14 protein-coding genes are annotated in these 24391 nt (G+C 43.9%); 12 read left to right on the top strand and 2 right to left on the bottom strand.

What is annotated here, in order from left to right; all coding sequences use genetic code 11:
* Window positions 1-22: 22 nt before the first annotated feature.
* The 8 genes from I2C87_RS07425 to I2C87_RS07390 all read left to right on the top strand — a co-directional run bounded on the left by I2C87_RS07425 (window position 23) and on the right by I2C87_RS07390 (window position 10171).
* Complete coding sequence (locus tag I2C87_RS07425; protein WP_195324367.1) at window positions 23-892, top strand: ROK family protein; 870 nt, start codon at window positions 23-25, stop codon at window positions 890-892.
* Entirely contained in the window at window positions 886-2766 is a 1881-nt protein-coding gene (locus I2C87_RS07420) for a beta-N-acetylhexosaminidase (RefSeq protein ID WP_195324358.1), read from the top strand. Before I2C87_RS07425 ends, I2C87_RS07420 begins: the two co-directional genes overlap by 7 nt.
* Window positions 2767-2981: 215 nt before the next feature.
* Window positions 2982-3911 (top strand): ABC transporter permease, encoded by a 930-nt coding sequence (locus I2C87_RS07415; RefSeq protein ID WP_023022063.1) that lies wholly within the window; start codon window positions 2982-2984, stop codon window positions 3909-3911.
* Between the two features lie 13 nt (window positions 3912-3924).
* Window positions 3925-4857: a carbohydrate ABC transporter permease gene (locus I2C87_RS07410; protein ID WP_006597196.1), complete on the top strand. Its 933-nt coding sequence runs from the start codon at window positions 3925-3927 to the stop codon at window positions 4855-4857.
* Between the two features lie 63 nt (window positions 4858-4920).
* Window positions 4921-6402 (top strand): ABC transporter substrate-binding protein, encoded by a 1482-nt coding sequence (locus I2C87_RS07405; RefSeq protein WP_126403652.1) that lies wholly within the window; start codon window positions 4921-4923, stop codon window positions 6400-6402.
* A 197-nt stretch (window positions 6403-6599) separates the two neighbouring features.
* Entirely contained in the window at window positions 6600-7211 is a 612-nt protein-coding gene (locus I2C87_RS07400) for a YesL family protein (RefSeq protein ID WP_195324356.1), read from the top strand.
* A 2-nt stretch (window positions 7212-7213) separates the two neighbouring features.
* Window positions 7214-8860 carry a sensor histidine kinase gene (locus I2C87_RS07395; protein ID WP_195324354.1) on the top strand — a complete coding sequence of 549 codons (1647 nt, stop codon included), beginning with the start codon at window positions 7214-7216 and terminating at the stop codon, window positions 8858-8860.
* A 12-nt stretch (window positions 8861-8872) separates the two neighbouring features.
* Window positions 8873-10171 carry a response regulator transcription factor gene (locus I2C87_RS07390; protein ID WP_195324352.1) on the top strand — a complete coding sequence of 433 codons (1299 nt, stop codon included), beginning with the start codon at window positions 8873-8875 and terminating at the stop codon, window positions 10169-10171.
* Between the two features lie 51 nt (window positions 10172-10222).
* Here the strand turns inward: I2C87_RS07390 and I2C87_RS07385 are convergent, their stop codons facing one another.
* Together I2C87_RS07385 and tyrS are read right to left on the bottom strand one after the other, a co-directional pair.
* A complete protein-coding gene (locus tag I2C87_RS07385; protein WP_195324351.1) occupies window positions 10223-11065 on the bottom strand; it encodes a methyltransferase domain-containing protein in 843 nt (280 codons plus the stop codon).
* A gap of 56 nt (window positions 11066-11121) precedes the next feature.
* Window positions 11122-12378, bottom strand: coding sequence for a tyrosine--tRNA ligase (gene tyrS, locus I2C87_RS07380; RefSeq protein ID WP_195324350.1), 1257 nt, complete (start codon window positions 12376-12378; stop codon window positions 11122-11124).
* Window positions 12379-12640: 262 nt separating this feature from the next.
* Between tyrS and pbp1b the strand changes: the two genes are divergently transcribed.
* From pbp1b to wecB, 4 genes are all read left to right on the top strand, one after another.
* A complete protein-coding gene (gene pbp1b, locus I2C87_RS07375) occupies window positions 12641-15055 on the top strand; it encodes a penicillin-binding protein PBP1B (RefSeq protein WP_416385303.1) in 2415 nt (804 codons plus the stop codon).
* Window positions 15056-15476: 421 nt separating this feature from the next.
* On the top strand, window positions 15477-19046 hold the full coding sequence (rpoB, locus tag I2C87_RS07370; protein ID WP_195324346.1) for a DNA-directed RNA polymerase subunit beta: 3570 nt from the start codon (window positions 15477-15479) through the stop codon (window positions 19044-19046).
* Between the two features lie 150 nt (window positions 19047-19196).
* Window positions 19197-22850 (top strand): DNA-directed RNA polymerase subunit beta', encoded by a 3654-nt coding sequence (gene rpoC, locus I2C87_RS07365; RefSeq protein WP_048717465.1) that lies wholly within the window; start codon window positions 19197-19199, stop codon window positions 22848-22850.
* 389 nt (window positions 22851-23239) lie between these two features.
* A complete protein-coding gene (wecB, locus tag I2C87_RS07360; RefSeq protein ID WP_195324343.1) occupies window positions 23240-24391 on the top strand; it encodes a non-hydrolyzing UDP-N-acetylglucosamine 2-epimerase in 1152 nt (383 codons plus the stop codon).

Here is a 24391-nt window from a genome sequence, read left to right as displayed (position 1 = left end):
CTCCTTTTTACAGGTGAAAGCAATGACCATTGCAACGATTGATATCGGAGGGACTGGCATTAAGTTTGCTAGTCTAACTCCTGATGGAAAGATTTTAGATAAGACCAGCACCCCAACTCCAGAAACTTTAGAAGATTTGTTGGCTTGGTTGGACCAACGCTTGTCAGAACAGGACTATCGTGGGATTGCTATGAGTGTTCCAGGAGCGGTCAATCAAGAAACAGGAGTGATCGAGGGAATTAGTGCCATTCCTTACATTCATGGATTTTCATGGTACCAGGCCCTTGCTCATCATCAGCTACCTGTCCATCTAGAAAATGACGCCAACTGTGTTGGACTTAGTGAACTGCTAGCTCATCCGGAGATTGAAAATGCAGCCTGTGTTGTCATTGGCACAGGGATTGGTGGGGCCATGATTATCAATGGGAAACTTCACCGTGGTCGTCATGGCTTGGGTGGAGAGTTTGGTTACATGACAACTATCGAACCAGCAGAAAAACTCAACAACTGGTCACTATTAGCTTCTACAGGAAGCATGGTTCGCTATGTCATAGAAAAATCTGGTCAAACCGATTGGGATGGCCGTAAGGTTTACCAAGAGGCTGCAGCAGGCAATGCCCTTTGCCAGGAAGCCATTGAGCGTATGAATCGTAATCTTGCTCAAGGGCTGCTCAATATCCAGTATCTCATTGATCCAGATGTGATTAGCCTAGGTGGCTCTATCAGCCAAAACCCAGATTTTATCAAAGGTGTGCAAAAAGCGGTAGAGGTCTTTGTGGAAAGATATGAAGAGTATACAATTGCGCCAGTGATCCAAGCTTGTACCTATCAGGCAGATGCCAATCTCTACGGTGCCCTTGTCAACTGGTTACAGGAGGAAAAGCAATGGTAAGTTTTATCGGACTTAGTCCCAAACAAGCCCAATCTATCGAAGCATTAAAAAATCATATTTCTCTACCAGATGTAGAAGTGGCAGTCGCTCAGTCTGACCAAGCTTCTATCTCTATCAAGGGTGAGGGCGGAGAATATCAATTGACTTATCGCAAACCTCACCAACTCTATCGCGCCTTGTCTGTTCTCGCAACAGCATTAGCAGAAGGTGACAAAGTAGAGATTGAAGAGCAAGCGGCTTATGAAGATTTAGCCTACATGGCGGATTGTTCGCGAAATGCGGTTCTAAATGTTGCATCTGCCAAGCAGATGATTGAGGTCTTAGCTCTCATGGGCTACTCAACCTTTGAGCTCTACATGGAAGACACCTATCAGATTGAAGGGCAACCTTACTTTGGCTATTTCCGTGGAGCATATTCAGCTGAAGAGTTACAGGAAATTGAAGCCTACGCCCAGCAGTTTGACATGACCTTTGTACCATGTATCCAGACCTTGGCCCACTTGTCAGCTTTTGTCAAATGGGGGGTCAAAGAAGTCCAGCAACTCCGTGATGTAGAGGACATTCTCCTTATCGGTGAAGAAAAAGTTTACGACCTAATCGACGGCATGTTTGCGACTTTGTCTAAGTTACAAACACGCAAGGTCAATATCGGCATGGACGAAGCCCACTTGGTTGGTTTGGGACGCTATCTCATCTTAAACGGTGTTGTGGACCGTAGCCTCCTCATGTGTCAACATTTGGAGCGCGTGCTGGATATTGCCGATAAGTATGGTTTCCACTGCCAGATGTGGAGCGATATGTTCTTCAAACTCATGTCAGCAGATGGCCAGTACGATCGTGATGTTGAAATTCCAGAAGAAACTCGTGTTTACTTAGATCGTCTAAAAGACCGTGTGACCTTGGTTTACTGGGATTATTATCAGGATAGCGAAGAAAAATATAACCGTAACTTCGGTAATCACCACAAGATTAGCCAGGATATTACCTTTGCAGGCGGTGCTTGGAAGTGGATTGGTTTCACACCACACAACCATTTCAGTCGTCTCATCGCTGTCGAAGCTAACAAAGCCTGCCGTGCCAATCAGATCAAGGAAGTCATTGTGACTGGTTGGGGAGATAATGGTGGCGAAACAGCTCAGTTCTCTATTCTGCCAAGTCTACAAATCTGGGCAGAACTCAGCTATCGAAATGATTTAGAGCGTTTATCTGCTCACTTCAAGACCAATACCGGTTTATCCGTTGAGGACTTTATGCAGCTCGATTTGGCCAACCTCTTGCCCGACTTGCCAGGAAATCTGAGTGGCATCAATCCCAACCGCTATGTCTTATATCAGGATGTCCTTTGTCCAATCCTTGATAAGCACATGGCACCTGAACAGGACAAGCCTCACTTTGCCCAGGCGGCTGAGACTCTGTCTGACATTAAAGAAAAAGCTGGTGCCTATGCTTATCTTTTCGAAACTCAGGCCCAGTTGAATGCTATTTTAAGTGGCAAGGTTGATGTGGGACGACGCATTCGTCAAGCCTATCAAGCAGATGATAAAGACAGCTTGAAACAAATCGCCAGAGAAGAATTGCCAAAACTCAGAAGCCAGATTGAAACCTTCCACAAGCTCTTTAGCCAGCAATGGTTGAAAGAAAACAAGGTCTTTGGCTTGGATACAGTAGATATCCGTATGGGTGGACTCTTGCAACGGATCAAGCGCGCAGAAAGCCGCATTGAAGATTATCTAGCTGGTTCCATCTCACGGATTGATGAGTTGGAAGTAGAGATCTTGCCATTTAATGATTTCTACGGAGATAAGGATTTCGCAGCTACAACAGCCAACCAGTGGCATACCATTGCGACAGCTTCGACCATTTATACGACCTAATCCAAAAGGCTGTCTTTAAAGAAAATGATGTTGAAGGAGGAGAAGGATGTCCTATGAATGGAGACATTTCTTCTCCTTTTTTCTCCATTTTTAAGGCTATGTCATAAATTTGTAGAATTTTTTCTATAATTAGGAGTTTGAAAAAGTTTTCATAGAGTTTTATAATAAAAAATGTAAACGTTACCAAAAAATAAAATGACAAAGGGGGGAGTCAGATGAAAAAGTTTGTTAAGACCTTGAGAGAAAATCTCATTTTCTTCTTAATGGTTTTACCAGGTGCAGCGTGGTTGATTTTATTCTTCTACATACCTGTTTTGGGAAACGTTGTCGCATTTAAAGACTATCATATCACCGGAGAGGGATTTATTGATAGTGTAATGAAGAGTAAGTGGGTAGGATTTGATAACTTCAAATTCCTCTTTAGTTCTAAAGATGCTTATATCATTACAAGAAATACCGTCCTTTACAACCTTGCCTTTATTTTCTTGGGCTTGATTGTATCTGTTGGGATTGCCATTATCTTTAGTGAAATGCGTTCCAAACGGTTGGTTAAAGTGTTTCAAACATCAATGTTGTTCCCCTATTTCTTGTCATGGGTTATCATTAGCTTCTTTACAGATGCCTTCTTAAACGTCGATAAAGGCTTGATTAACCATATCTTGACTTCCCTTGGGATGAAAGGAATCAACTTCTATACAGAGGTTGCCATTTGGCCAGCGCTTCTCCTCTTCTTAGGAATCTGGAAAGGTTTTGGTTATAGCAGTGTTATGTACTATGCAACCATCATGGGAATTGATCCAACCTTCTACGAAGCAGCAACAGTGGATGGGGCATCTAAGTGGCAACGAATTCGCCACATTACCATTCCTCAGTTGGCTTCCTTGATTACGGTCTTGACCATCCTTGCCATCGGAAATATCTTCCGTGCTGACTTTGGATTGTTCTACCAAATCCCACATAACTCAGGTGCTCTTTATAGTGTGACAAACGTAATTGATGTCTATGTCTACAATGGACTTGCTAAATCAGGAGATATTGCGATGGCCGCAGCGGCGGGTCTTTACCAATCAGTTGTCGGATTGATTCTCGTTTTACTTTCTAATATTGTAGCACGTCGGATTGATAAGAATGCAGCGCTCTTCTAGAAAGGAGGATACCATGGCAAAATCAAAAATTAAAAAAGAAAAAGTTGATAATGTTGGGATCCACTCCTTTAGTAAGAAAGCAGACCTCTTCTTTAGTAGCATTGTTGGCTTGGTTGCTCTATCCTGTATCTTGCCCTTTATCTTTGTTGTCATGATTTCCTTGACCGACGAACAAAGTTTGGCGATTCACGGCTTCCAATTTTGGCCTGCTAAGTTTGGTGCAGATGGCTATCTTTTCCTTGTTCAATTTAAGGATAAGATTCTTCAAGCCCTCTTTATTACCTTGTTTGTGACGATTGTAGGGACAGCATGTAATGTCTTCATTACAACGACCTACGCCTACGCAATCTCTCGTAGAACCTTTAAGTACAGAAACTTCTTTACTGTCTTTGCCCTCTTGAGCATGCTCTTTAGTGCAGGGATGGTACCAGGTTACATCGTTACCACTCAGTTGCTTCATTTAGGAGATACGGTTGGAGCCCTCATCATTCCGATGTTATTGAGTCCTTTCAATATTATCTTGATGCGGACCTTCTTCAAACGGACGATCCCAGAAGCTATTCTTGAGTCTGCTCGGATAGACGGAGCCAGTGAAACACGGATCTTCTTCCAGATCTGTTTGCCACTTTCTCTCCCAGGGATTGCGACCATCAGTCTCTTCACAGCCCTCGGCTTCTGGAATGACTGGTTCAACGCCCTCCTCTATATCAAGAGCGAAAATCTCTATCCCCTTCAATACTTGCTGATGCAAATCCAAAATAATATGGATTACATTTCTAAATCAGTCGGTGCATCTAGCCAAATCGCTGGTGCGGTCCAATCCCTTCCTAAGGAAACTGGACGGATGGCCATGGTGGTGGTGGCAACAGTTCCAATCGCTATCCTCTATCCATTCTTCCAACGTTACTTTGTAAAAGGATTGACCATCGGTGGTGTGAAAGAGTAAGCAAACCTTTCTCACCCACCCTTCATAATGTTAATAAAGAAAAATAAAAAAGGAGTTTTTCTCATGAAAAATTGGAAAAAATATGCTTTAGCTTCTGCTAGCGTTCTCGCACTTGGAGCAACTCTTGCTGCTTGTGGTAACTTGACAGGTGATAACCAAAAATCATCTAAGAGTGAAGATGGCAAAACAGTTATCAAAATGTACCAAATCGGTGACAAACCTGATAACTTGGATACCTTGTTAGAAAATGCTAACAAGATCATCGAAGAAAAAGCTGGCGTTAAATTAGACATCCAATACCTTGGTTGGGGTGACTACGACAAGAAGATGAACGTTATCATTTCATCTGGTGAAAGCTACGATATTGCTTTCGCAAACAACTATGTCATCAACGCTCAAAAAGGTGCTTATGCTGACTTGACAGACTTGTACAAGAAAGAAGGAAAAGAGCTTTATGAAGCACTTGACCCAGCTTACATCAAAGGGAATACTGTAAATGGCAAGATCTATGCTGTTCCAGTTGCAGCCAACGTTGCATCTTCACAAAACTTTGCCTTCAACGGACCACTTCTTGAAAAATATGGTATTGATGTTTCAAACGTCACAGACTATGCTTCTCTTGAACCAGTCTTGAAAGCGATCAAAGAAAAAGATCCAAACGTTGTTCCATTTGCAATGAACAAGAGCTACGGTGGACCTTCTGATGACTTCGATTACATTGCAGTAGATGGACTTCCATTCGTTGTCGATTTGCAAGGTGACACAACTAAGATCGTTGACCGTTACACGATTCCACGTTATGTTGAAAACTTGAAGACTCTTCATAAATACTATGAAGCAGGATACATTCCAAAAGACGTAGCTACAAGCGATACTGGCTATGACCTTTCTCAAGATACTTGGTTGGTACGTGAAGAAACAGTAGGACCTGCTGACTACGGTAACAGCTTGCTTACTCGTGTAGCAAACCGTAAGATCGAAATTAAACCATTCACTCAACTTTACAAGAAGAACAACACTACTCAAGTTGCAAACTTTGTCATCTCAAACAACTCTAAGAACAAAGAAAAAGCAATGGAAGTATTGAACCTCTTGAATACAAACCCAGAACTCTTGAACGGTCTTGTTTATGGTCCAGAAGGCAAGAACTGGGAAAAAGTTGAAGGTAAAGAAAACCGTGTGAAAGTTTTGGATGGCTACAACGGAAATACTCACATGTCTGGATGGAACACTGGTAACAACTGGATTCTTTACATCAACGAAAACGTAACGGATGAGCAAATTGCACAATCTAAGAAAGACTTGGAAACTGCAAAAGAATCTCCAGCACTTGGATTCATCTTCAATACTGAAAACGTGAAATCAGAAATCACTGCCCTTACTAACACTTTGAACCAATTCACAAGTGCCATCAATACAGGTACAGTAGATCCTGAAGTTGAAATTCCTAAGATGCTTGAAAAATTGAAATCAGAAGGTGCCTACCAAAAAGTCTTGGATGAAATCCAAAAACAATACGATGAGTACCTTGCTGCTAAGAAATAAGCTAGCATTACTTGCTTAAGTCTATCAAAAGACTTTGAGGTCTTCGCACTTCAAAGTCTTTTCTGTTGATGATTTCGAAATCGAAACCATCAGAGGAAATGTGCTATAATATAGGGTATAATCATCAGTTGTACTAGGGAAACTATACTAACTTGATTGAAGTTCCCCGCTACAGCAAATGAACATGGAGACGAAATATGGGAAGAATGATTGAATTTATTTTTACAAGGGTCTATTTAGCCATGTTGGCAACAGGAATCTTTTGGGCGCTAACCTTTTGTGGAGGTATCCTATTTGGATTTGGGCCGGCTAGTGCAACGATTATGAGTCTATATGCCGAACATGGATCTGATTACAAACAATATGCTTGGTCTGAGGCTTGGGCGCTCTATAAAGAAAATTTCCGTCGAGCCAACCAGGTTTTCTATACATTTTTTTTAATCGAAGCAATTCTTATTTATGGCATGTATCTGATGGTTCAATTGCCCCACTTGTCCCTGTTTCAGATTTTTATCTTATTGGTTAATTTTATTTTCTTATTGGTGGCTCCCCTGACTTTTGCAGTCTATCTTAAGCTTCAAGTCCATTTTGACTTGTCCTACCTTAATAGCTTGAAGTTGAGCTTTATTGGTGCTTTTCTGGATATTCGTGCAGTAACCAAATTTCTCTTGGGAACCTTCCTCCTAGGGGTTGTCACCCATTTCGTTCCGGCTTTGTTTTTCTTTGTTTTACTGGGCTTGTGGCATTTCTTTGTCAATGATATTTTTCAACCCGTCTATGAAACAATTCGCTCTAAAGTGGTTTCTTAATTATGAAAAAAATATGGTTAGCAACACTTTTGAAATTCTATGCCTATATCATGGTGGGGATCATCACGACTTTAGGTGTGACGGTATCTTTGGTCTATTGGCATAATCAGAAAGCAGAGACAGATCGAATCGCTCAGTTGATTTCCTCGCGCTTGACTGCTGAGGTAGAGGATATTTATAAGAGATCTTCTCAATGGGGGAAGAGTCTGGTAGAGAATCCTGCCAAGCTCGAAGGAGTCTACAAGTATTTTTCAATGACGCCTTCTGAATACGAAAGCTGGCGATTGGATAATTTTTTCTCCAATTATATTCAAGTTTCGCTGCACCGTAATGTTGAAATTCTGTATTTGGAACACGATGTTATTGATCAAATTGATTTGGTGTTAAATGACTATACGACTGTGTTTGTCTCCAGTAAAAATAAAAAAGGAGGGCAACAAGTTCCAGCGGATCAATACATAGCTAGTTCACAAGCAATCCCAGTCTCCTTGACGGATGTGACGACTGGCGAAGATATTGGACTAGCCTACATTAAAGTCAATCCAGCGCTTTTGGATTCTGTTGTCGACAATATCCAAGACACCATTCCCGTTGCCGTCCAGATTTATAATCCCTTGGGAAAGATTTTTTACCACAGGGGAGACATCAATCCAGAAGATCATAGTCAGTGGATTGTTCGAGATACTGCTTACGGCTATCAAATCTGGGTTGGAATTCCGACTTCTTACACGGTTCGAACGGCCTTATTTAGTTTTACCTGGATGATTTCGGTCGCCCTAATCCTGTTCTTGGTCTTGTATCTCTTGCTTCAACGCATTTTCCGCAATTACCAAAAGCAAGTTTTGGATTTGGTAGATACCATGGAAGCCATCAGCCAGGGGGATTCTGAGCGACGGATCAATGTGGATACCAAAGAGCAGGAGCTCCTTTTAGTTGCAGAAACGACCAATGCCATGTTAGACAATATGGACAAGTCTATCCGTGATATCTATCAGCTACAACTGAGCCAAAAAGATGCCAATTTGAAGGCCTTGCAAGCGCAGATTAATCCGCATTTTATGTATAATACCATGGAGTTTATTCGCATGTATGCAGTTATGCAGGATCAAGAAGAATTAGCTGATATTATTTACGAATTTAGTAGTCTCCTTCGAAACAATATTTCAGAGGAGAAAGAAACGACCATCGAAAATGAGTTGGAATTTTGTAGAAAATACAGCTATCTCTGTATGGTACGTTATCCAAAATCGATTGCTTATGGCTTTAAAATTGAACCCGGTCTAGAAGAGATGGTCATTCCGAAGTTTACTCTTCAGCCATTAGTGGAAAATTACTTCGTCCATGGGATTGATCACAAGCGCAAGGACAATGTCATTAGTATCAAAGTCCGTCGTGTTGGAGAAGCGGTGGAAATTCGTGTTCAAGACAATGGGAGAGGAATGGAACCGAGCCAACTGCAACGGATCCAACAAATGTTGAGTCATAGGGATCCTCGAGAAGAAGTAGAAGAGAGTAAGGGACGGCAATCCATTGGGATTGTCAATGTCCACGAGCGTTTCCTTCTCTACTTTGGGGATCGTTACCACATTCAAATTACATCAGAAAAAGGAAAAGGTGTCCTCTATACGATTATCATTGAGGATGCTTAAGAGGAAAAAATCGTGTATAAAGTCTTATTGGTTGACGACGAATATATGATTACGGAGGGGCTGAAAAAACTGATTCCCTTTGAAAAATGGGACATGGAAGTTGTATACACAGCAGAGGATGCAGACCAGGCCTTGGCCTATGTTGCGGATTATCCAGTGGATATCGTGATTACGGATGTCAATATGCCAGGAAAAACTGGTCTGGAAATGATTGATCAAATGCAGTCCATTCTTCCCCATGCAGCCTATATCATTATGTCGGGGTACCAAGATTTTGCTTATGTAAAAAAGGCTCTGAATCTCCGGGTAGCAGACTATCTGTTAAAGCCTGTCAATAAGGTGGAGTTAGGGAATATCCTAGAAAAATTATCTCAAACTCTAAAAAAACCAGACCAGGAGACGGCCAATCGCCTCCTTCATGAAGACTGGTCAGAGGAAGAATTCGAACAAGCCATTCGGGGGAGAAAACAACTCTGGATTGGAGTGGATAAGGAAAGGAAAGGCTTTGCCAGTTCGTCTTATCAGGTCTTAGGAAAAAATCTTCAACTCTATCTTTCAGATGAGGATGAGGGAGCTTTCCTACAGCGCCGTTTCCAAGCACCTTACAAAGAACATTTTCAACAATTTAAAGAGCTTGTTGAACGAAGTCTGTTTTATGGGGATCTCCCTTTGGAGGAAGAAGATGGGGTCTTTAATTACTACGAACCCATCTACCGTGTCATCATCCAGGGGAATATCCAACAGATTTTAGAGGAGTTGACTTGGTTGGAAGAAACCGTGAAAAGCCATACTCCAAAAGTGGCGATAGCCAAGCAACTCTTTATTCAGTTCATTATGGATGTCTTTCATTTATTTGAACATCTGCACGGAGATGACCTGACAGAAGTTGTGAAGGCTGTTCATGAGACAACGACTTTCGAGGATCTTGTTACCTGCGTTCGGAATCAATTGGAGACCTTCTTCTCTCAATATCGAATGAACAATAATGTGGCGACCGTCTTAGAAGTGATTGGGCGCGACTATCGGAAGGAACTGTCGCTCAAGGATATCAGCAAAGACCTTTATATCAATCCTGTTTATTTAGGGCAATTGATCAAGCGTGAGACCAATTCCACCTTTGCGGAACTGCTGAATAAACAACGGATCAAAGCAGCTCAACAGTTGCTGTTGTCCACAACGGAAAGTATCGAAGATATTTGCTATGAGGTCGGCTATAGCAATGTCGGTTACTTTTATAAAGTATTCCGCAAGTTGTGTGGCAAGTCCCCTAAAGCCTACCGTCAACAAATCGGCGTAGAGGAAAGTGACTGATCTGAAAACACGAAAAATACCCTCCATTTTTTAATCAATGGAGGGTATTTTTTAGTTGCTTCTTCCGATCAAAATCGTGGCAGAAATCGTGACCTGAGTCAGATCGTTCCAGTCAATTTGAGCTGGATCGACATGAAAGAGGAGAGGCGTCATGCTTAGAAGAGCCTCTCGCAATGCTGGTGTGAGTTCGAAGGTTTCCTGGCAATGGATGGTGTTTTCAATCGTAAAATGATCAGAGAAATGTTGAATAATCTGCTCATTGGAATAATCGGCCTGATCCAGGTGGTCCTTCACCTTCTGACGAATCTCTTGCAGATGGGTGGCTGTTGGGATGACCTTGATAAGGCGACCGTCTGGGGCCAGGACCCGTTTAAATTCCTGATAATTTGCTGGTGAAAAGATATCTAGGAGAAGGTCCATGCTCTGGTCTAAAAGAGGGAGACGGGCTAGATCCCCGACAAACCACTTGACCTTCCATTCCTGGTCGCTTTTGGCAGCCAGTTGGATCGATTCCTTAGATAAATCAAAGGCGTAAAAGGAATGGTCTGGATACCATTCTTGTAAGCTGCGCGAATAGTAGCCTTCTCCGCAACCAATATCTAAAATGTTGGCTGGATGGTCCAGTGGAGACAAACATTCTGACAGGCTAGTGAGGATATGGTCGTAAAAACCGTTCTCTAAAACGAGTTGCCGGTTTTGAAAACTCTCCTTGTCATAGTCCTTAGAAGCCTTCACTTGTGGGGCTAAGTTCACATAGCCAAACTTAGCAAGGTCAAAGGAGTGGCGGTTAGTGCAGACCAAGCTTTGTTGGACCAGGTCGAGGGCTTCTTGACAGATGGGACAGGCAAAAGCAGTGGCTGTTTGAAATCGTTGTAATTTTGGTTTGATCGTCATGATACATCTAGTGTACCAAAAAACCTCTGAAAGTCATAGCTTCAGAGGTCTTCTTTTTAATAAGTCAAAACAAAGTATTTTTTCTTACCGCGACGGATAACGGTCAATTCATTTTCTAATTTATCGCTATCGCTCAAGACATAGTCAAGGTCTTGGATACGGTCACCGTTGACGTAGATAGCTCCATTTTGAACATCTTCGCGGGCTTGGCGTTTGGAGTTGACCACGCCAGAAGATACAAGCAATTCTACGATGTTGAGGTTTTCGTCTGCTTGTACTTGGTAGTTTGGCACACCACGAAGGCCTTGTTTGAGTTCTTTGACAGAAAGGTTTTTGATATTTCCTGCAAAGAGTTGTTCTGTGATGTTGAGGGCTTCTTTGTAGGCTTCTTCACCGTGGACAAGCGTTACGACTTCACGCGCCAAGACTTTTTGAGCCAAGCGTTCATGAGGAGCAGCCTCAAACTGTTTGCGGATCTCTTCGATTTCGTCCAGTGACAAGAAGGTAAAGATTTTCAAGAAGCGAACAGCGTCAGCGTCCATGACATTCATCCAGAATTGGTACATTTCGTATGGAGAAGTCTTTTCAGGGTTGAGCCAAACCGCATTCCCTTCAGATTTACCAAATTTCTTACCAGTCGCATCTGTAATGAGGGGAACAGTGATGACGTGACCAGTCTTGTCAGCCTTTCGACGCAACAATTCGGTACCAGCTGTCATATTTCCCCACTGGTCAGAACCACCGATTTGCAGGGTAACATTGTGTTCTTGGTTCAGAACAAAGAAGTCGTAGCCTTGCATGATTTGGTAGGCAAATTCAGTGTAAGAAATCCCTGTTTCAATCCGCTTCTTCACAGATTCCTTGCTCATCATGTAGTTGACAGTAAAGTATTTTCCGATGTCGCGAAGGAAGTCGATGAAGCTGATGCTGCCAAACCAGTCGTAGTTATTGACCATGACAGCCTTATTTTCCCCATTTTCAAAATCTAAGAAACGAGACAATTGCCCTTGGATAGAAGTGACCCAACCGTCTACAGTCTCCTTAGTTTGTAAACTGCGCTCGGCATCTTTGAAAGAAGGGTCTCCAATGAGTCCGGTCGCACCACCGACAAGCGCATAAGGTTTGTGGCCTGCCAATTGTAAGCGACGACTGGTCAAGATTGCAACAAGGTGCCCAAGGTGCAAGCTATCAGCAGTTGGATCGTAGCCAGTATAATACGATACTTGTCCTTCTTCTAGGGCTTTACGCAAAGCATCTTCGTCAGTCGTTTGGAAAATCAAACCACGTTCTTTTAGCTCATCAAAAATGTGCATCGTTCTCTCCTTTTCTAAGCTACTGGCCGGATCGATGAAAACAGTCCAGTATCTGTATGGTTTCTCTCTATTTTACCATAATGACTTGAAATAGCAATGAATGGACGAAAAAAATCCAATCGGAAGCAGTGTTCTCAACTTTAGGAATTGAAAAGAAAGAGGTCCATTTGGTATAATGGGAAGGACAAGGAGAAATAGAGTGAGTCAAATGAGAGAATTTTTTACAAAGTGCGGGAAGAAAATAAAAGACTTCTTTGCCAAGATGACGGTTGAAGTCAATGAGAAAGAAGACAAGGAGGGCTGGTCACTAGGAGATCTCCTAGCGACGGTTCTACGGACGATGAAACTCCTTTGGGATGTGCTACTGGTGTTTGCTTTGGGTGGTCTCTTGTTTGGTGCAGGGATTGCGATTGGCTATGCAGCCAGCCTCTTTAATGAGACAGAGACGCCGGATCCGACCCAATTGGTTCAACAAGTGCGAAATATTTCGAGCGTTTCAAAGATTTCCTACTCAGATGGAAGCATCATTTCTGATATTGACAGCGACTTGATTCGGATCCCTGTCCAAAAGGATGCGATTTCGGACAATGTCAAAAAGGCTGTCATTGCCACAGAAGATGAGAACTTTAATAGCCATAACGGGGTTGTTCCGAAAGCGGTGATCCGTGCTACCTTGGGTTCAGTTGCTGGAGTAGGGTCCTCTAGTGGTGGTTCAACTCTGACCCAACAGTTGATTAAACAACAAGTTGTGGGAGATGCACCGACCTTCTCACGGAAGGCTGCTGAGATTATCGATGCCCTTGCTCTTGAGCGGGTAATGGATAAGGACGAAATTTTAACGACCTACCTCAATGTCTCTCCATTTGGTCGAAACAACCGGGGACAAAATATCGCGGGAGTGGAAGCTGCAGCTCAAGGGATTTTTGGTGTTTCTGCCAAAGACTTGACTGTTCCACAGGCAGCCTTTATTGCTGGTTTGCCACAGAGCCCAATTGTCTACTCACCTTACGCTTCTGATGGCAGCCTCAAGACTCCGGAAGATCAAGCTTTAGGCTTGGATCGTGCCAAGGATGTCTTGTACAACATGTATCGGACAGGGGCGATCAGCAAGGAAGAGTACGACCAATATAGTCAATATGATTTGAGCAAGGATTTCCTTCCGTCAAATGGCATCGAGAAGACGCCGCACGACTACTTGTATTTCCAAGCTGTTAGTGAAGCGGAAGATGCCATGTATGAGTATCTAATCAAGAGAGACAACGTCTCTAGTCACGACCTAAAAAACAATTCAACCGTTAAATCTTATCAAGAGTTGGCGAAGAAGGAATTGAGAGAGGGTGGCTATACGGTTCAGACCACTATCAATAAAGCTATCTACAATGCCATGCAAGAAGCAGTTGCCAATTATGGCGGTATCTTGGACGATGGAACGGGTACGGTAGAAGTCGGAAATGTCCTTATGGACAACCGAACAGGAGCGATTCTTGGCTTTGTTGGGGGACGGAATTTTGACGGGAATCAGAATAACCACGCTTTTGATACAGAGCGTTCTCCAGGATCTACCATTAAACCCTTGCTGGCTTATGGAATCGCCATTGACCAAGGCTTGATGGGAAGCAATAGCATCGTCTCCAATTACCCAACCAACTTCTCCAGTGGAGAGCCAATTATGCACGTGGATAACCGGGGGACTGGGATGATGGACCTTCGAGAGGCCCTCAATACCTCATGGAATATCCCAGCTTATTGGACCTATCGTACTCTCCGTGAAAAGGGTGTCGATGTCCCAGGCTATATGGAAAAAATGGGCTACGATATCGCTGAGTACGGCATTGAAAGTCTGCCAATGGGAGGCGGGATCGAAGTAAGCGTCGCCCAACATACAAATGGTTATCAAACCATTGCAAATAATGGAAATTACCAAAAACGCTACATGATTGAAAAAATCATGGATCGCAATGGGGAAGTGGTCTACCAACATGAGAGCAAGGCGACCCGCGTCTACTCAGCAGCAACTGCGACTATCATGCAGGACCTGTTAAGAGGTGTCATCAGCTCTGGTGCGACAACGACCTTTAAGAGCCGAATCAGCCAGGTCAATCCAACTCTTGCTAATGCCGATTGGATTGGGAAAACCGGAACCACCAATGAGAATGGAGATATGTGGCTCATGCTGTCTACTCCAAATCTTACCTTAGGTGGCTGGATTGGACATGACAACAATGCTTCCATGGCTCCGCTGACAGGTTACAACAACAACGCAAGCTACATGGCCTATTTAGCCAATGCCATCTACCAGGCGGATCCAGCTGCTTGGGGCGTGCAAGATCGCTTTACCATAGATAGCAGTGTTATTTCATCGACTGTTCTCAAATCGACAGGACAACGACCTGGTCGTGTCAATGTCAATGGTCGTGATATCGATGTGTCGGGTGCGACGGTTACCAGCTATTGGGCTAAAAATGGCGCTCCACAAACGACCTACCGCTTCGCAATTGGTGGATCGGATAGTGATTATGCTAGTGCCTGGGCTGGAATTCTAGGCGGTTCAGCTAATACTTCCAATGGAAATCGCAATAGCAACCGGACAAGCAATTCGAACACGCCAAGTAGTTCGAACACGACAACTAGTTCGAACACGACAGCTAGTTCATCATCTAGTGGACAAAACAGATAAAAATAACGAGTTGCAATACCATAAAATCGTTTTCATGTCTAGAGAAAACCTTGTGTTTTTTATGAAAATACGATATAATAAGGACAAGTAATTTGTCGTGTGCTTTATTTGAAATATTGTCCAAATAGAAGCTTACAGCAGTTAAATCAAACTTTATAAAAGTCGATTTAGCTGCTCTTTTTGTGCCTATTTTTAGAAAAAACGGAGCTTGTCACACAAACTTAATCTTTCTAAAAATTCCAAAAAGGATGAATGATACGGAGGAGATTTCTTCTCACGTGATGTAGATCACACCCCCTTCATAACATCGTTTCGACTGGATCAGAACTATTCTGATGTGGTCAGAAGCGATCTAGAAACCGGATTTTCAGAGAGGGGTTTCCCCTAGCTGGTATCCTAGTATAGAAAAGGAGTTAAAACTTTGGCAGGACATGACGTTCAATACGGGAAACATCGGACCCGTCGTAGTTTTTCAAGAATCAAAGAAGTTCTTGATTTACCAAATTTGATTGAAATCCAAACGGATTCATTTAAAGATTTTCTGGATCATGGTTTGAAAGAAGTTTTCGAAGATGTATTGCCAATTTCGAACTTCACAGACACAATGGAGTTGGAATTCGTCGGCTATGAAATCAGAGAACCAAAGTATACCTTGGAAGAAGCACGTATCCATGATGCGAGCTATTCTGCCCCAATCTTTGTAACCTTCCGCTTGGTCAACAAGGAAACAGGCGAAATCAAAACGCAAGAAGTCTTCTTTGGTGATTTCCCAATCATGACCGAGATGGGAACCTTTATCATCAATGGTGGAGAGCGGATCATCGTATCTCAGCTCGTGCGTTCACCAGGTGTCTACTTCAATGATAAGGTGGACAAGAACGGTAAGGTTGGCTATGGATCAACGGTTATTCCGAACCGTGGAGCTTGGCTAGAGCTTGAAACAGACTCAAAAGATATTGCTTATACTCGTATCGACCGTACGCGTAAGATTCCATTTACGACTTTGGTTCGTGCCCTTGGTTTCTCTGGGGATGACGAGATTTTTGATATCTTTGGGGATAGCGAATTGGTTCGCAACACAGTTGAAAAAGATATCCACAAAAACCCAATGGATTCTCGTACAGATGAAGCCCTCAAAGAAATTTATGAGCGTCTTCGTCCAGGTGAGCCAAAAACAGCGGAAAGCTCACGTAGCTTGTTGGTAGCCCGTTTCTTTGATCCACGTCGTTATGACTTGGCCCCAGTTGGTCGCTACAAGATCAACAAGAAACTCAATATCAAGAACCGTTTGTTGAACCAAACGATCGCAGAACCATTGGTAGATGCTGAAACAGGAGAAATCCTTGTAGAAGCTGGTACCGTGATGACACGCGAAGTCATCGACAGCATCTCAGAACATTTGGACGGTGATTTGAACAAGATTGTCTACACTCCAAATGATTCAGCAGTATTGACAGAACCAGTCGTTCTTCAAAAATTCAAGGTTGTGGCACCAACGGATCCAGACCGCGTTGTCACTATCATCGGCAATGCTAATCCAGATGATAAGGTTCGTACCATCACTCCAGCCGATATCCTCGCTGAGATGAGCTACTTCCTTAACTTGGCTGAAGGTCTTGGCCGCGTGGATGATATCGACCACCTTGGAAACCGTCGTATTCGTGCCGTTGGTGAATTGCTTGCCAACCAAGTGCGTCTTGGACTTTCACGGATGGAACGTAATGTTCGTGAACGTATGTCTGTTCAAGATAACGAAGTATTAACACCTCAACAAATCATTAACATCCGTCCAGTAACTGCAGCAATCAAAGAATTCTTTGGTTCTTCCCAATTGTCCCAGTTCATGGACCAACACAACCCACTTTCTGAGTTGTCCCACAAACGTCGTTTGTCTGCCTTAGGGCCTGGTGGTTTGACACGTGACCGCGCTGGATATGAAGTCCGTGACGTGCACTACACTCACTATGGTCGTATGTGTCCAATCGAAACACCTGAAGGACCAAACATCGGTTTGATCAACAACTTGTCATCCTATGGGCACTTGAACAAGTATGGTTTCATCCAAACGCCATACCGTAAAGTAGACCGTGAAAAAGGTGTGGTCACCAACGAAATCGTTTGGTTGACAGCTGATGAAGAAGATGAGTACATCGTAGCCCAGTCCAACTCTAAGTTGAACGAAAAGGGTGGCTTTGCTGAGCCAATCGTTATGGGACGTCACCGTGGTAACAACCAAGAGTTCCCATCTGATCAAGTCGACTACATGGACGTATCTCCAAAACAGGTAGTTGCCGTTGCGACAGCATGTATTCCTTTCTTGGAAAACGATGACTCCAACCGTGCCCTCATGGGTGCCAACATGCAACGTCAGGCTGTGCCATTGATCGATCCAAAAGCGCCTTACGTGGGTACTGGTATGGAATACCAAGCAGCCCATGACTCAGGAGCTGCAGTCATTGCGCAACATGATGGGAAGGTTACCTATGCCGATGCTGACAAGGTAGAAGTTCGTCGGGAAGATGGATCTCTTGATGTTTACCATATCCAAAAATTCCGTCGTTCAAACTCAGGTACGGCTTACAACCAACGTACCCTTGTAAAAGTTGGCGATGTCGTTGAAAAAGGCGACTTTATCGCAGACGGTCCATCGATGGAAAAAGGGGAAATGGCCCTTGGTCAAAACCCAATCGTTGCCTACATGACATGGGAAGGTTACAACTTCGAGGATGCCGTTATCATGAGCGAACGCTTGGTGAAAGAAGATGTCTACACATCTGTTCACTTGGAAGAATTCGAATCAGAAACGCGCGATACTAAGTTAGGCCCTGAAGAAATCACTCGTGAAATTCCAAACGTTGGGGAAGATGCTCTCAGAAACCTTGACGAAATGGGTATTATCCGTATCGGTGCGGAAGTAAAAGAAGGCGATATCTTAGTTGGTAAGGTGACACCGAAGGGTGAAAAAGACCTTTCTGCTGAAGAACGTCTCCTCCACGCTATCTTTGGAGATAAATCTCGTGAAGTGCGGGATACTTCTCTTCGTGTACCTCACGGTGGAGATGGTGTCGTTCGTGATGTCAAGATCTTTACGCGTGCAAACGGAGATGAATTGCAATCGGGTGTCAACATGTTGGTTCGTGTTTACATCGCACAAAAACGCAAGATCCGCGTCGGAGATAAGATGGCCGGTCGTCACGGAAACAAAGGGGTTGTATCCCGTATTGTTCCTGTTGAAGACATGCCTTACCTTCCAGATGGGACACCGGTTGATATCATGTTGAACCCACTTGGGGTGCCATCACGTATGAATATCGGTCAGGTTATGGAACTTCACCTTGGTATGGCGGCTCGTAACTTGGGTATCCACATCGCAACACCAGTCTTTGACGGAGCAAGCTCAGAAGACCTCTGGGATACCGTTCGTGAAGCTGGTATGGATAGCGATGCCAAGACCATTCTTTACGATGGCCGTACAGGTGAGCCATTTGACAACCGTGTTTCTGTCGGTGTCATGTACATGATCAAGCTTCACCACATGGTTGATGATAAACTCCACGCTCGTTCTGTCGGACCATACTCAATGGTTACCCAACAACCACTCGGAGGTAAAGCTCAGTTTGGTGGACAACGTTTCGGGGAAATGGAAGTTTGGGCCCTTGAGGCTTATGGTGCGTCTAATGTCCTTCAAGAAATCTTGACCTACAAGTCAGACGATGTCAACGGACGTTTGAAAGCTTATGAAGCGATTACCAAAGGAAAACCAATTCCAAAACCAGGTGTGCCAGAGTCCTTCCGAGTACTTGTGAAAGAATTGCAATCACTTGGATTGGATATGCGTGTCCTAGATGAAGATGACAAAGAAGTTGAACTTCGCGATCTTGACGAAGGGGAAGACGACGATGTCATCCACGTAGATGATCTAGAAAAAGCACGTGAAAAAGCAGCCAAGGAAGCTCGCGCAGCTTTTGAAGCTGAAGGGAAAGAAGAATAATTTAATATGTAGTTCAATAGGATGGAAAACCTGAGAAGGTTCTCTATCCCAAGCTTTAGGCTTGAAGGAGTGAAGGAAGTTCCTTCTCTCCTTCGCCAAAAAGCAGAAGAACATACAATCGATAATGAACATAAAGAAAGGTAAGAAATAGTGGTTGATGTAAATCGTTTTAAAAGTATGCAAATCACCCTAGCTTCTCCAAGCAAGGTCCGTTCATGGTCTTATGGAGAGGTCAAGAAACCTGAAACAATCAACTACCGTACATTGAAACCAGAACGTGAAGGTCTCTTTGATGAAGTCATCTTTGGACCGACAAAAGACTGGGAATGTGCGTGTGGAAAATACAAACGGATCCGTTACAAAGGGATCGTTTGTGACCGCTGTGGTGTGGAAGTAACACGTGCCAAGGTTCGTCGTGAACGCATGGGACATATCGAATTGAAAGCACCTGTGTCACACATCTGGTACTTTAAAGGCATCCCTTCTCGTATGGGGTTGACCTTGGACATGAGTCCTCGTGCCCTTGAAGAAGTCATCTACTTCGCAGCTTACGTGGTGATCGATCCAAAAGATACACCGCTTGAGCATAAGTCCATCATGACAGAGCGTGAATACCGTGAACGCTTGCGCGAATACGGACCAGGTTCTTTTGTAGCTAAGATGGGGGCAGAAGCGATCCAAGACCTCTTGAAACAAGTGGATTTGGAAGCTGAAATTGCTGTCTTGAAAGAAGAATTGAAGACTGCAACTGGTCAAAAACGTGTGAAGGCAGTTCGCCGTTTGGATGTCTTAGATGCCTTCTACAAATCTGGCAACAAGCCAGAATGGATGGTTCTCAACATCCTTCCCGTTATTCCACCAGATCTTCGTCCGATGGTCCAATTGGATGGTGGCCGTTTTGCTGCCTCTGACTTGAATGACCTTTACCGTCGTGTGATTAACCGGAACAACCGTTTGGCACGTTTGCTTGAGTTGAATGCCCCTGGTATCATCGTGCAAAACGAAAAACGGATGCTCCAAGAAGCCGTTGATGCTTTGATCGACAACGGTCGTCGTGGTCGTCCGATCACAGGACCAGGTAGCCGTCCACTGAAATCTTTGAGCCATATGCTCAAAGGGAAACAAGGACGCTTCCGTCAAAACTTGCTCGGTAAACGTGTTGACTTCTCAGGACGTTCCGTTATCGCCGTTGGTCCAACTCTTAAGATGTACCAATGTGGTGTGCCACGTGAAATGGCCATCGAGCTCTTTAAACCATTTGTCATGCGTGAAATCGTTGCGCGTGACATCGTGCAAAACGTAAAAGCCGCTAAACGCTTGGTCGAACGTGGAGATGAGCGGATCTGGGATATCTTGGAAGAAGTGATCAAAGAACACCCAGTTCTCTTGAACCGCGCACCGACCCTTCACCGTTTGGGGATCCAAGCCTTTGAACCTGTCTTGATTGACGGGAAAGCTCTTCGCTTGCACCCACTTGTCTGTGAAGCCTACAATGCCGACTTTGACGGGGACCAAATGGCCATCCACGTACCGCTTTCAGAAGAAGCCCAAGCAGAAGCTCGTATCTTGATGCTGGCTGCTGAGCACATCTTGAATCCGAAAGACGGGAAGCCAGTCGTTACCCCATCTCAGGATATGGTTTTGGGGAACTACTACCTCACTATGGAAGAAGCTGGTCGTGAAGGCGAAGGCATGGTCTTCAAAGACCGTGATGAAGCGGTCATGGCTCTTCGCAATGGATATGTTCACTTGCATACCCGTGTCGGAATTGCGACGGATAGCTTGAACAAACCATGGACAGAAGCGCAACAACACAAGATTCTCTTGACAACTGTTGGTAAGATCCTCTTTAACGATATCATGCCTGCAGAACTTCCATATCTTCAAGAGCCAAATAATGCTAACTTGACAGAAGGCGTTCCAGCTAAGTACTTCTTAGAGCCTGGTCAAGATGTCAAAGCAGCGATTGAGAAATTGGAATTAAATGTTCCATTCAAGAAGAAAAACCTTGGAAATATTATCGCGGAAATCTTCAAACGCTTCCGTACAACAGAAACATCTGCTTTCTTGGACCGTTTGAAAGACTTAGGTTACCACCACTCAACCCTTGCTGGTTTGACAGTGGGGATTGCCGATATTCCAGTTGTTGAAGACAAGGCTGAAATCATTGAAGAATCTCACAAACGTGTAGAACAAATCACCAAACAGTTCCGTAAAGGGATGATTACAGATGATGAACGCTACAATGCGGTTACAGCTGAATGGCGTGCAGCCCGTGAGAAATTGGAAAAACGTCTGATTGATAACCAAGATCCGAAGAACCCAATCGTTATGATGATGGATTCTGGAGCCCGTGGTAACATCTCAAACTTCTCACAGCTTGCCGGTATGCGTGGTTTGATGGCCGCTCCAAACGGACGGATCATGGAATTGCCGATCCTTTCAAACTTCCGCGAAGGTTTGTCAGTACTGGAAATGTTCTTCTCTACTCACGGTGCTCGTAAAGGGATGACCGATACGGCCCTTAAGACAGCCGACTCAGGTTACTTGACTCGTCGTTTGGTTGACGTTGCCCAAGACGTAATCATTCGTGAAGATGACTGTGGAACTGACCGTGGACTTCTGATTACCTCTATTACAGATGGTAAAGAAATGATTGAACCATTGGAAGAACGTTTGACAGGTCGTTATACCAAGAAAACTGTTAAACATCCTGAAACAGGAGAAGTCATCGTTGGTCCAGATACCTTGATTACAGAAGATATCGCTCGCGACATCGTCAATGCGGGTGTTGAAGCAGTGACCATCCGCTCTGTCTTTACATGTAACACTCGTCATGGTGTCTGCCGTCACTGTTATGGTATCAACTTGGCGACTGGTGATGCGGTTGAAGTTGGTGAAGCAGTCGGAACCATCGCTGCCCAATCGATCGGGGAACCTGGTACACAGTTGACCATGCGTACCTTCCACACGGGTGGGGTTGCCTCAAATACCGATATCACGCAAGGTCTTCCTCGTGTCCAAGAAATCTTTGAAGCCCGCAATCCGAAAGGGGAAGCGGTTATCACTGAGGTCAAAGGGGAAGTCACAGCCATTGAAGAAGATGCTTCGACACGGACCAAGAAAGTCTTTGTACGTGGTGCGACTGGAGAGGGAGAATACGTTGTCCCTTACACAGCCCGCATGAAAGTCGAAGTGGGAGATCAAGTCTCTCGTGGTGCGGCTCTTACAGAAGGGTCTATCCAACCAAAACGTCTCCTTGCCGTTCGTGATGTCTTATCAGTTGAAACTTACCTCCTTGCGGAAGTACAAAAAGTATACCGTAGCCAAGGGGTAGAAATCGGCGACAAACACATCGAGGTAATGGTGCGTCAAATGATCCGTAAGGTTCGTGTCATGGATCCAGGAGATACAGACCTTCTCATGGGTACTCTCATGGATATCACAGACTTTACAGATGCCAACCGTGATGTGGTTATTTCTGGTGGGGTTCCTGCGACGGCTCGTCCTGTCCTTATGGGAATCACCAAAGCCTCTCTTGAAACCAATAGTTTCTTGTCAGCGGCTTCCTTCCAAGAAACAACTCGTGTCCTCACTGACGCAGCGATTCGTGGTAAGAAAGACCATCTCCTTGGACTTAAGGAAAATGTTATCATCGGTAAGATTATTCCTGCCGGTACAGGTATGGCTCGTTACCGTAACTTGGAACCACAAGCAGTCAATGAAGTCGAAATTATCGAAGAAGTTCCAGTCACAGAAGAAGCAACAGGAATTGTTGAATCACCTGTAGTGGAAGAAAATTAATCCCAAAAGAAGCTTTACTGATCTTCAGTAAGGCTTCTTTTTTATGCCTAAAAATGAATAGAAAGATACTGTTTTCTCCTATAATACCATGTCAAAGATATGCGCAATAATAAATATATATTCAAAAAAATGCATATATTAAGACTGAAAAAGGAAGTTTAGAAAGATTTGATTGTTAAAATAAATATGGTATAAAATCCAGCTATCTCAAGGTTTTTACGGGTTTTAAACTAATTAATATTACACATAAATTACAGATTATTAAAATTCGATTAAATGTATTACGAAAGCATTGAGATAGTTTGACTTATGAAGCAATTGAAGGTAGAATGGATGGTAAATATGTTGTTGATTTTGTTAATAAAATCACAAGGTAAAAAGGTGAGATGATGAAAAAGATTAAAGTGATGGTTGTTTTTGGAACGCGCCCAGAAGCTATTAAAATGGCTCCCCTGGTTCTAGAGCTCCAAAAGCAAAGTGAGACCATTGAAACGATCACAGTGGTAACTGCACAGCATCGTCAAATGCTGGATCAAGTGCTAGAGACCTTCCGCATTCAACCGGATTACGATCTAGATATTATGGGGAAAAACCAATCTCTTCTAGATATCACGGCTAGAATCCTTGAAAAATATGACCCAGTCGTGAAAGAAGTGCAACCGGATATGATTTTGGTACATGGGGACACAACGACGACTTTTGCGGCTAGTCTTGTTGCCTTCTATAACCAAGTCCGTATCGGTCACGTAGAGGCGGGGCTCAGAACCTTCGATAAGTATTCGCCTTTCCCTGAGGAGATGAACCGTCAAATGACGGATAACTTGGCGGATCTTTATTTTGCCCCAACCAGTGAAAGCAAGGCCAATCTTCTTATGGAACATCATCCAGAGTCGTCTATTTTCATTACAGGGAATACGGCGATTGATGCCCTGCGATTAACAGTACAAGAGGATTATCACCACCAGGTTCTTGATCAGTTGGATCCGCAGAAGAAGTTGGTCTTAGTGACCATGCACCGTCGGGAAAACCAAGGCCAACCGATGCGAGCTGTGTTTGGTGCCTTGAGAGAAATGGTGGATGCCCATCCGGAATTGGAAGTCGTTTATCCAGTCCACCTTAGTCCAGCTGTTCAAGAGGCGGCTAAGGACATCTTAGGAGAACACGACCGCATTCATTTGATTGCGCCTTTGGACGTCTTTGACTTTCATAACCTCGCTTCGAGAAGTTACTTTATTATGTCTGATTCGGGAGGAGTTCAGGAGGAGGCCCCTTCTTTAGGCAAGCCTGTCTTAGTCCTTCGGGATACGACCGAACGTCCAGAAGGTGTCAAAGCTGGAACCTTAAAATTGGTCGGAACCGATCCTGAGCGTGTCAAGGAAGAAATGACGGCTTTGTTGACGGACCCAGATCTGTATCAAAAAATGGCTTCGGCTCGAAATCCATATGGAGACGGGAAGGCATCTGAGCGGATTGTTCAAGCTATTCAGCACTATTATGGCCTCGTTGACTCGGTATCTGAATTTATGGAGGGAGAGATTTAG

It is taken from the genome of Streptococcus sp. 1001283B150225_161107_H12 (assembly GCF_015552665.1).
Lineage (GTDB): Bacteria > Bacillota > Bacilli > Lactobacillales > Streptococcaceae > Streptococcus.
This window is presented reverse-complemented; position numbering and strand designations above follow the sequence as displayed.

What these genes read in the sequence shown, in the direction of transcription:
- I2C87_RS07425 (WP_195324367.1), top strand. Translation starts at nt 23, where the DNA reads ATGACCATTGCAACGATTGATATCGGAGGGACTGGCATTAAGTTTGCT.
- wecB (WP_195324343.1), top strand. Translation starts at nt 23,240, where the DNA reads ATGAAAAAGATTAAAGTGATGGTTGTTTTTGGAACGCGCCCAGAAGCT.
- I2C87_RS07385 (WP_195324351.1), bottom strand. Translation starts at nt 11,065, where the DNA reads ATGACGATCAAACCAAAATTACAACGATTTCAAACAGCCACTGCTTTT.
- I2C87_RS07420 (WP_195324358.1), top strand. Translation starts at nt 886, where the DNA reads ATGGTAAGTTTTATCGGACTTAGTCCCAAACAAGCCCAATCTATCGAA.
- tyrS (WP_195324350.1), bottom strand. Translation starts at nt 12,378, where the DNA reads ATGCACATTTTTGATGAGCTAAAAGAACGTGGTTTGATTTTCCAAACG.
- I2C87_RS07410 (WP_006597196.1), top strand. Translation starts at nt 3,925, where the DNA reads ATGGCAAAATCAAAAATTAAAAAAGAAAAAGTTGATAATGTTGGGATC.
- I2C87_RS07405 (WP_126403652.1), top strand. Translation starts at nt 4,921, where the DNA reads ATGAAAAATTGGAAAAAATATGCTTTAGCTTCTGCTAGCGTTCTCGCA.
- pbp1b (WP_416385303.1), top strand. Translation starts at nt 12,641, where the DNA reads ATGACGGTTGAAGTCAATGAGAAAGAAGACAAGGAGGGCTGGTCACTA.
- I2C87_RS07400 (WP_195324356.1), top strand. Translation starts at nt 6,600, where the DNA reads ATGGGAAGAATGATTGAATTTATTTTTACAAGGGTCTATTTAGCCATG.
- I2C87_RS07395 (WP_195324354.1), top strand. Translation starts at nt 7,214, where the DNA reads ATGAAAAAAATATGGTTAGCAACACTTTTGAAATTCTATGCCTATATC.
- I2C87_RS07415 (WP_023022063.1), top strand. Translation starts at nt 2,982, where the DNA reads ATGAAAAAGTTTGTTAAGACCTTGAGAGAAAATCTCATTTTCTTCTTA.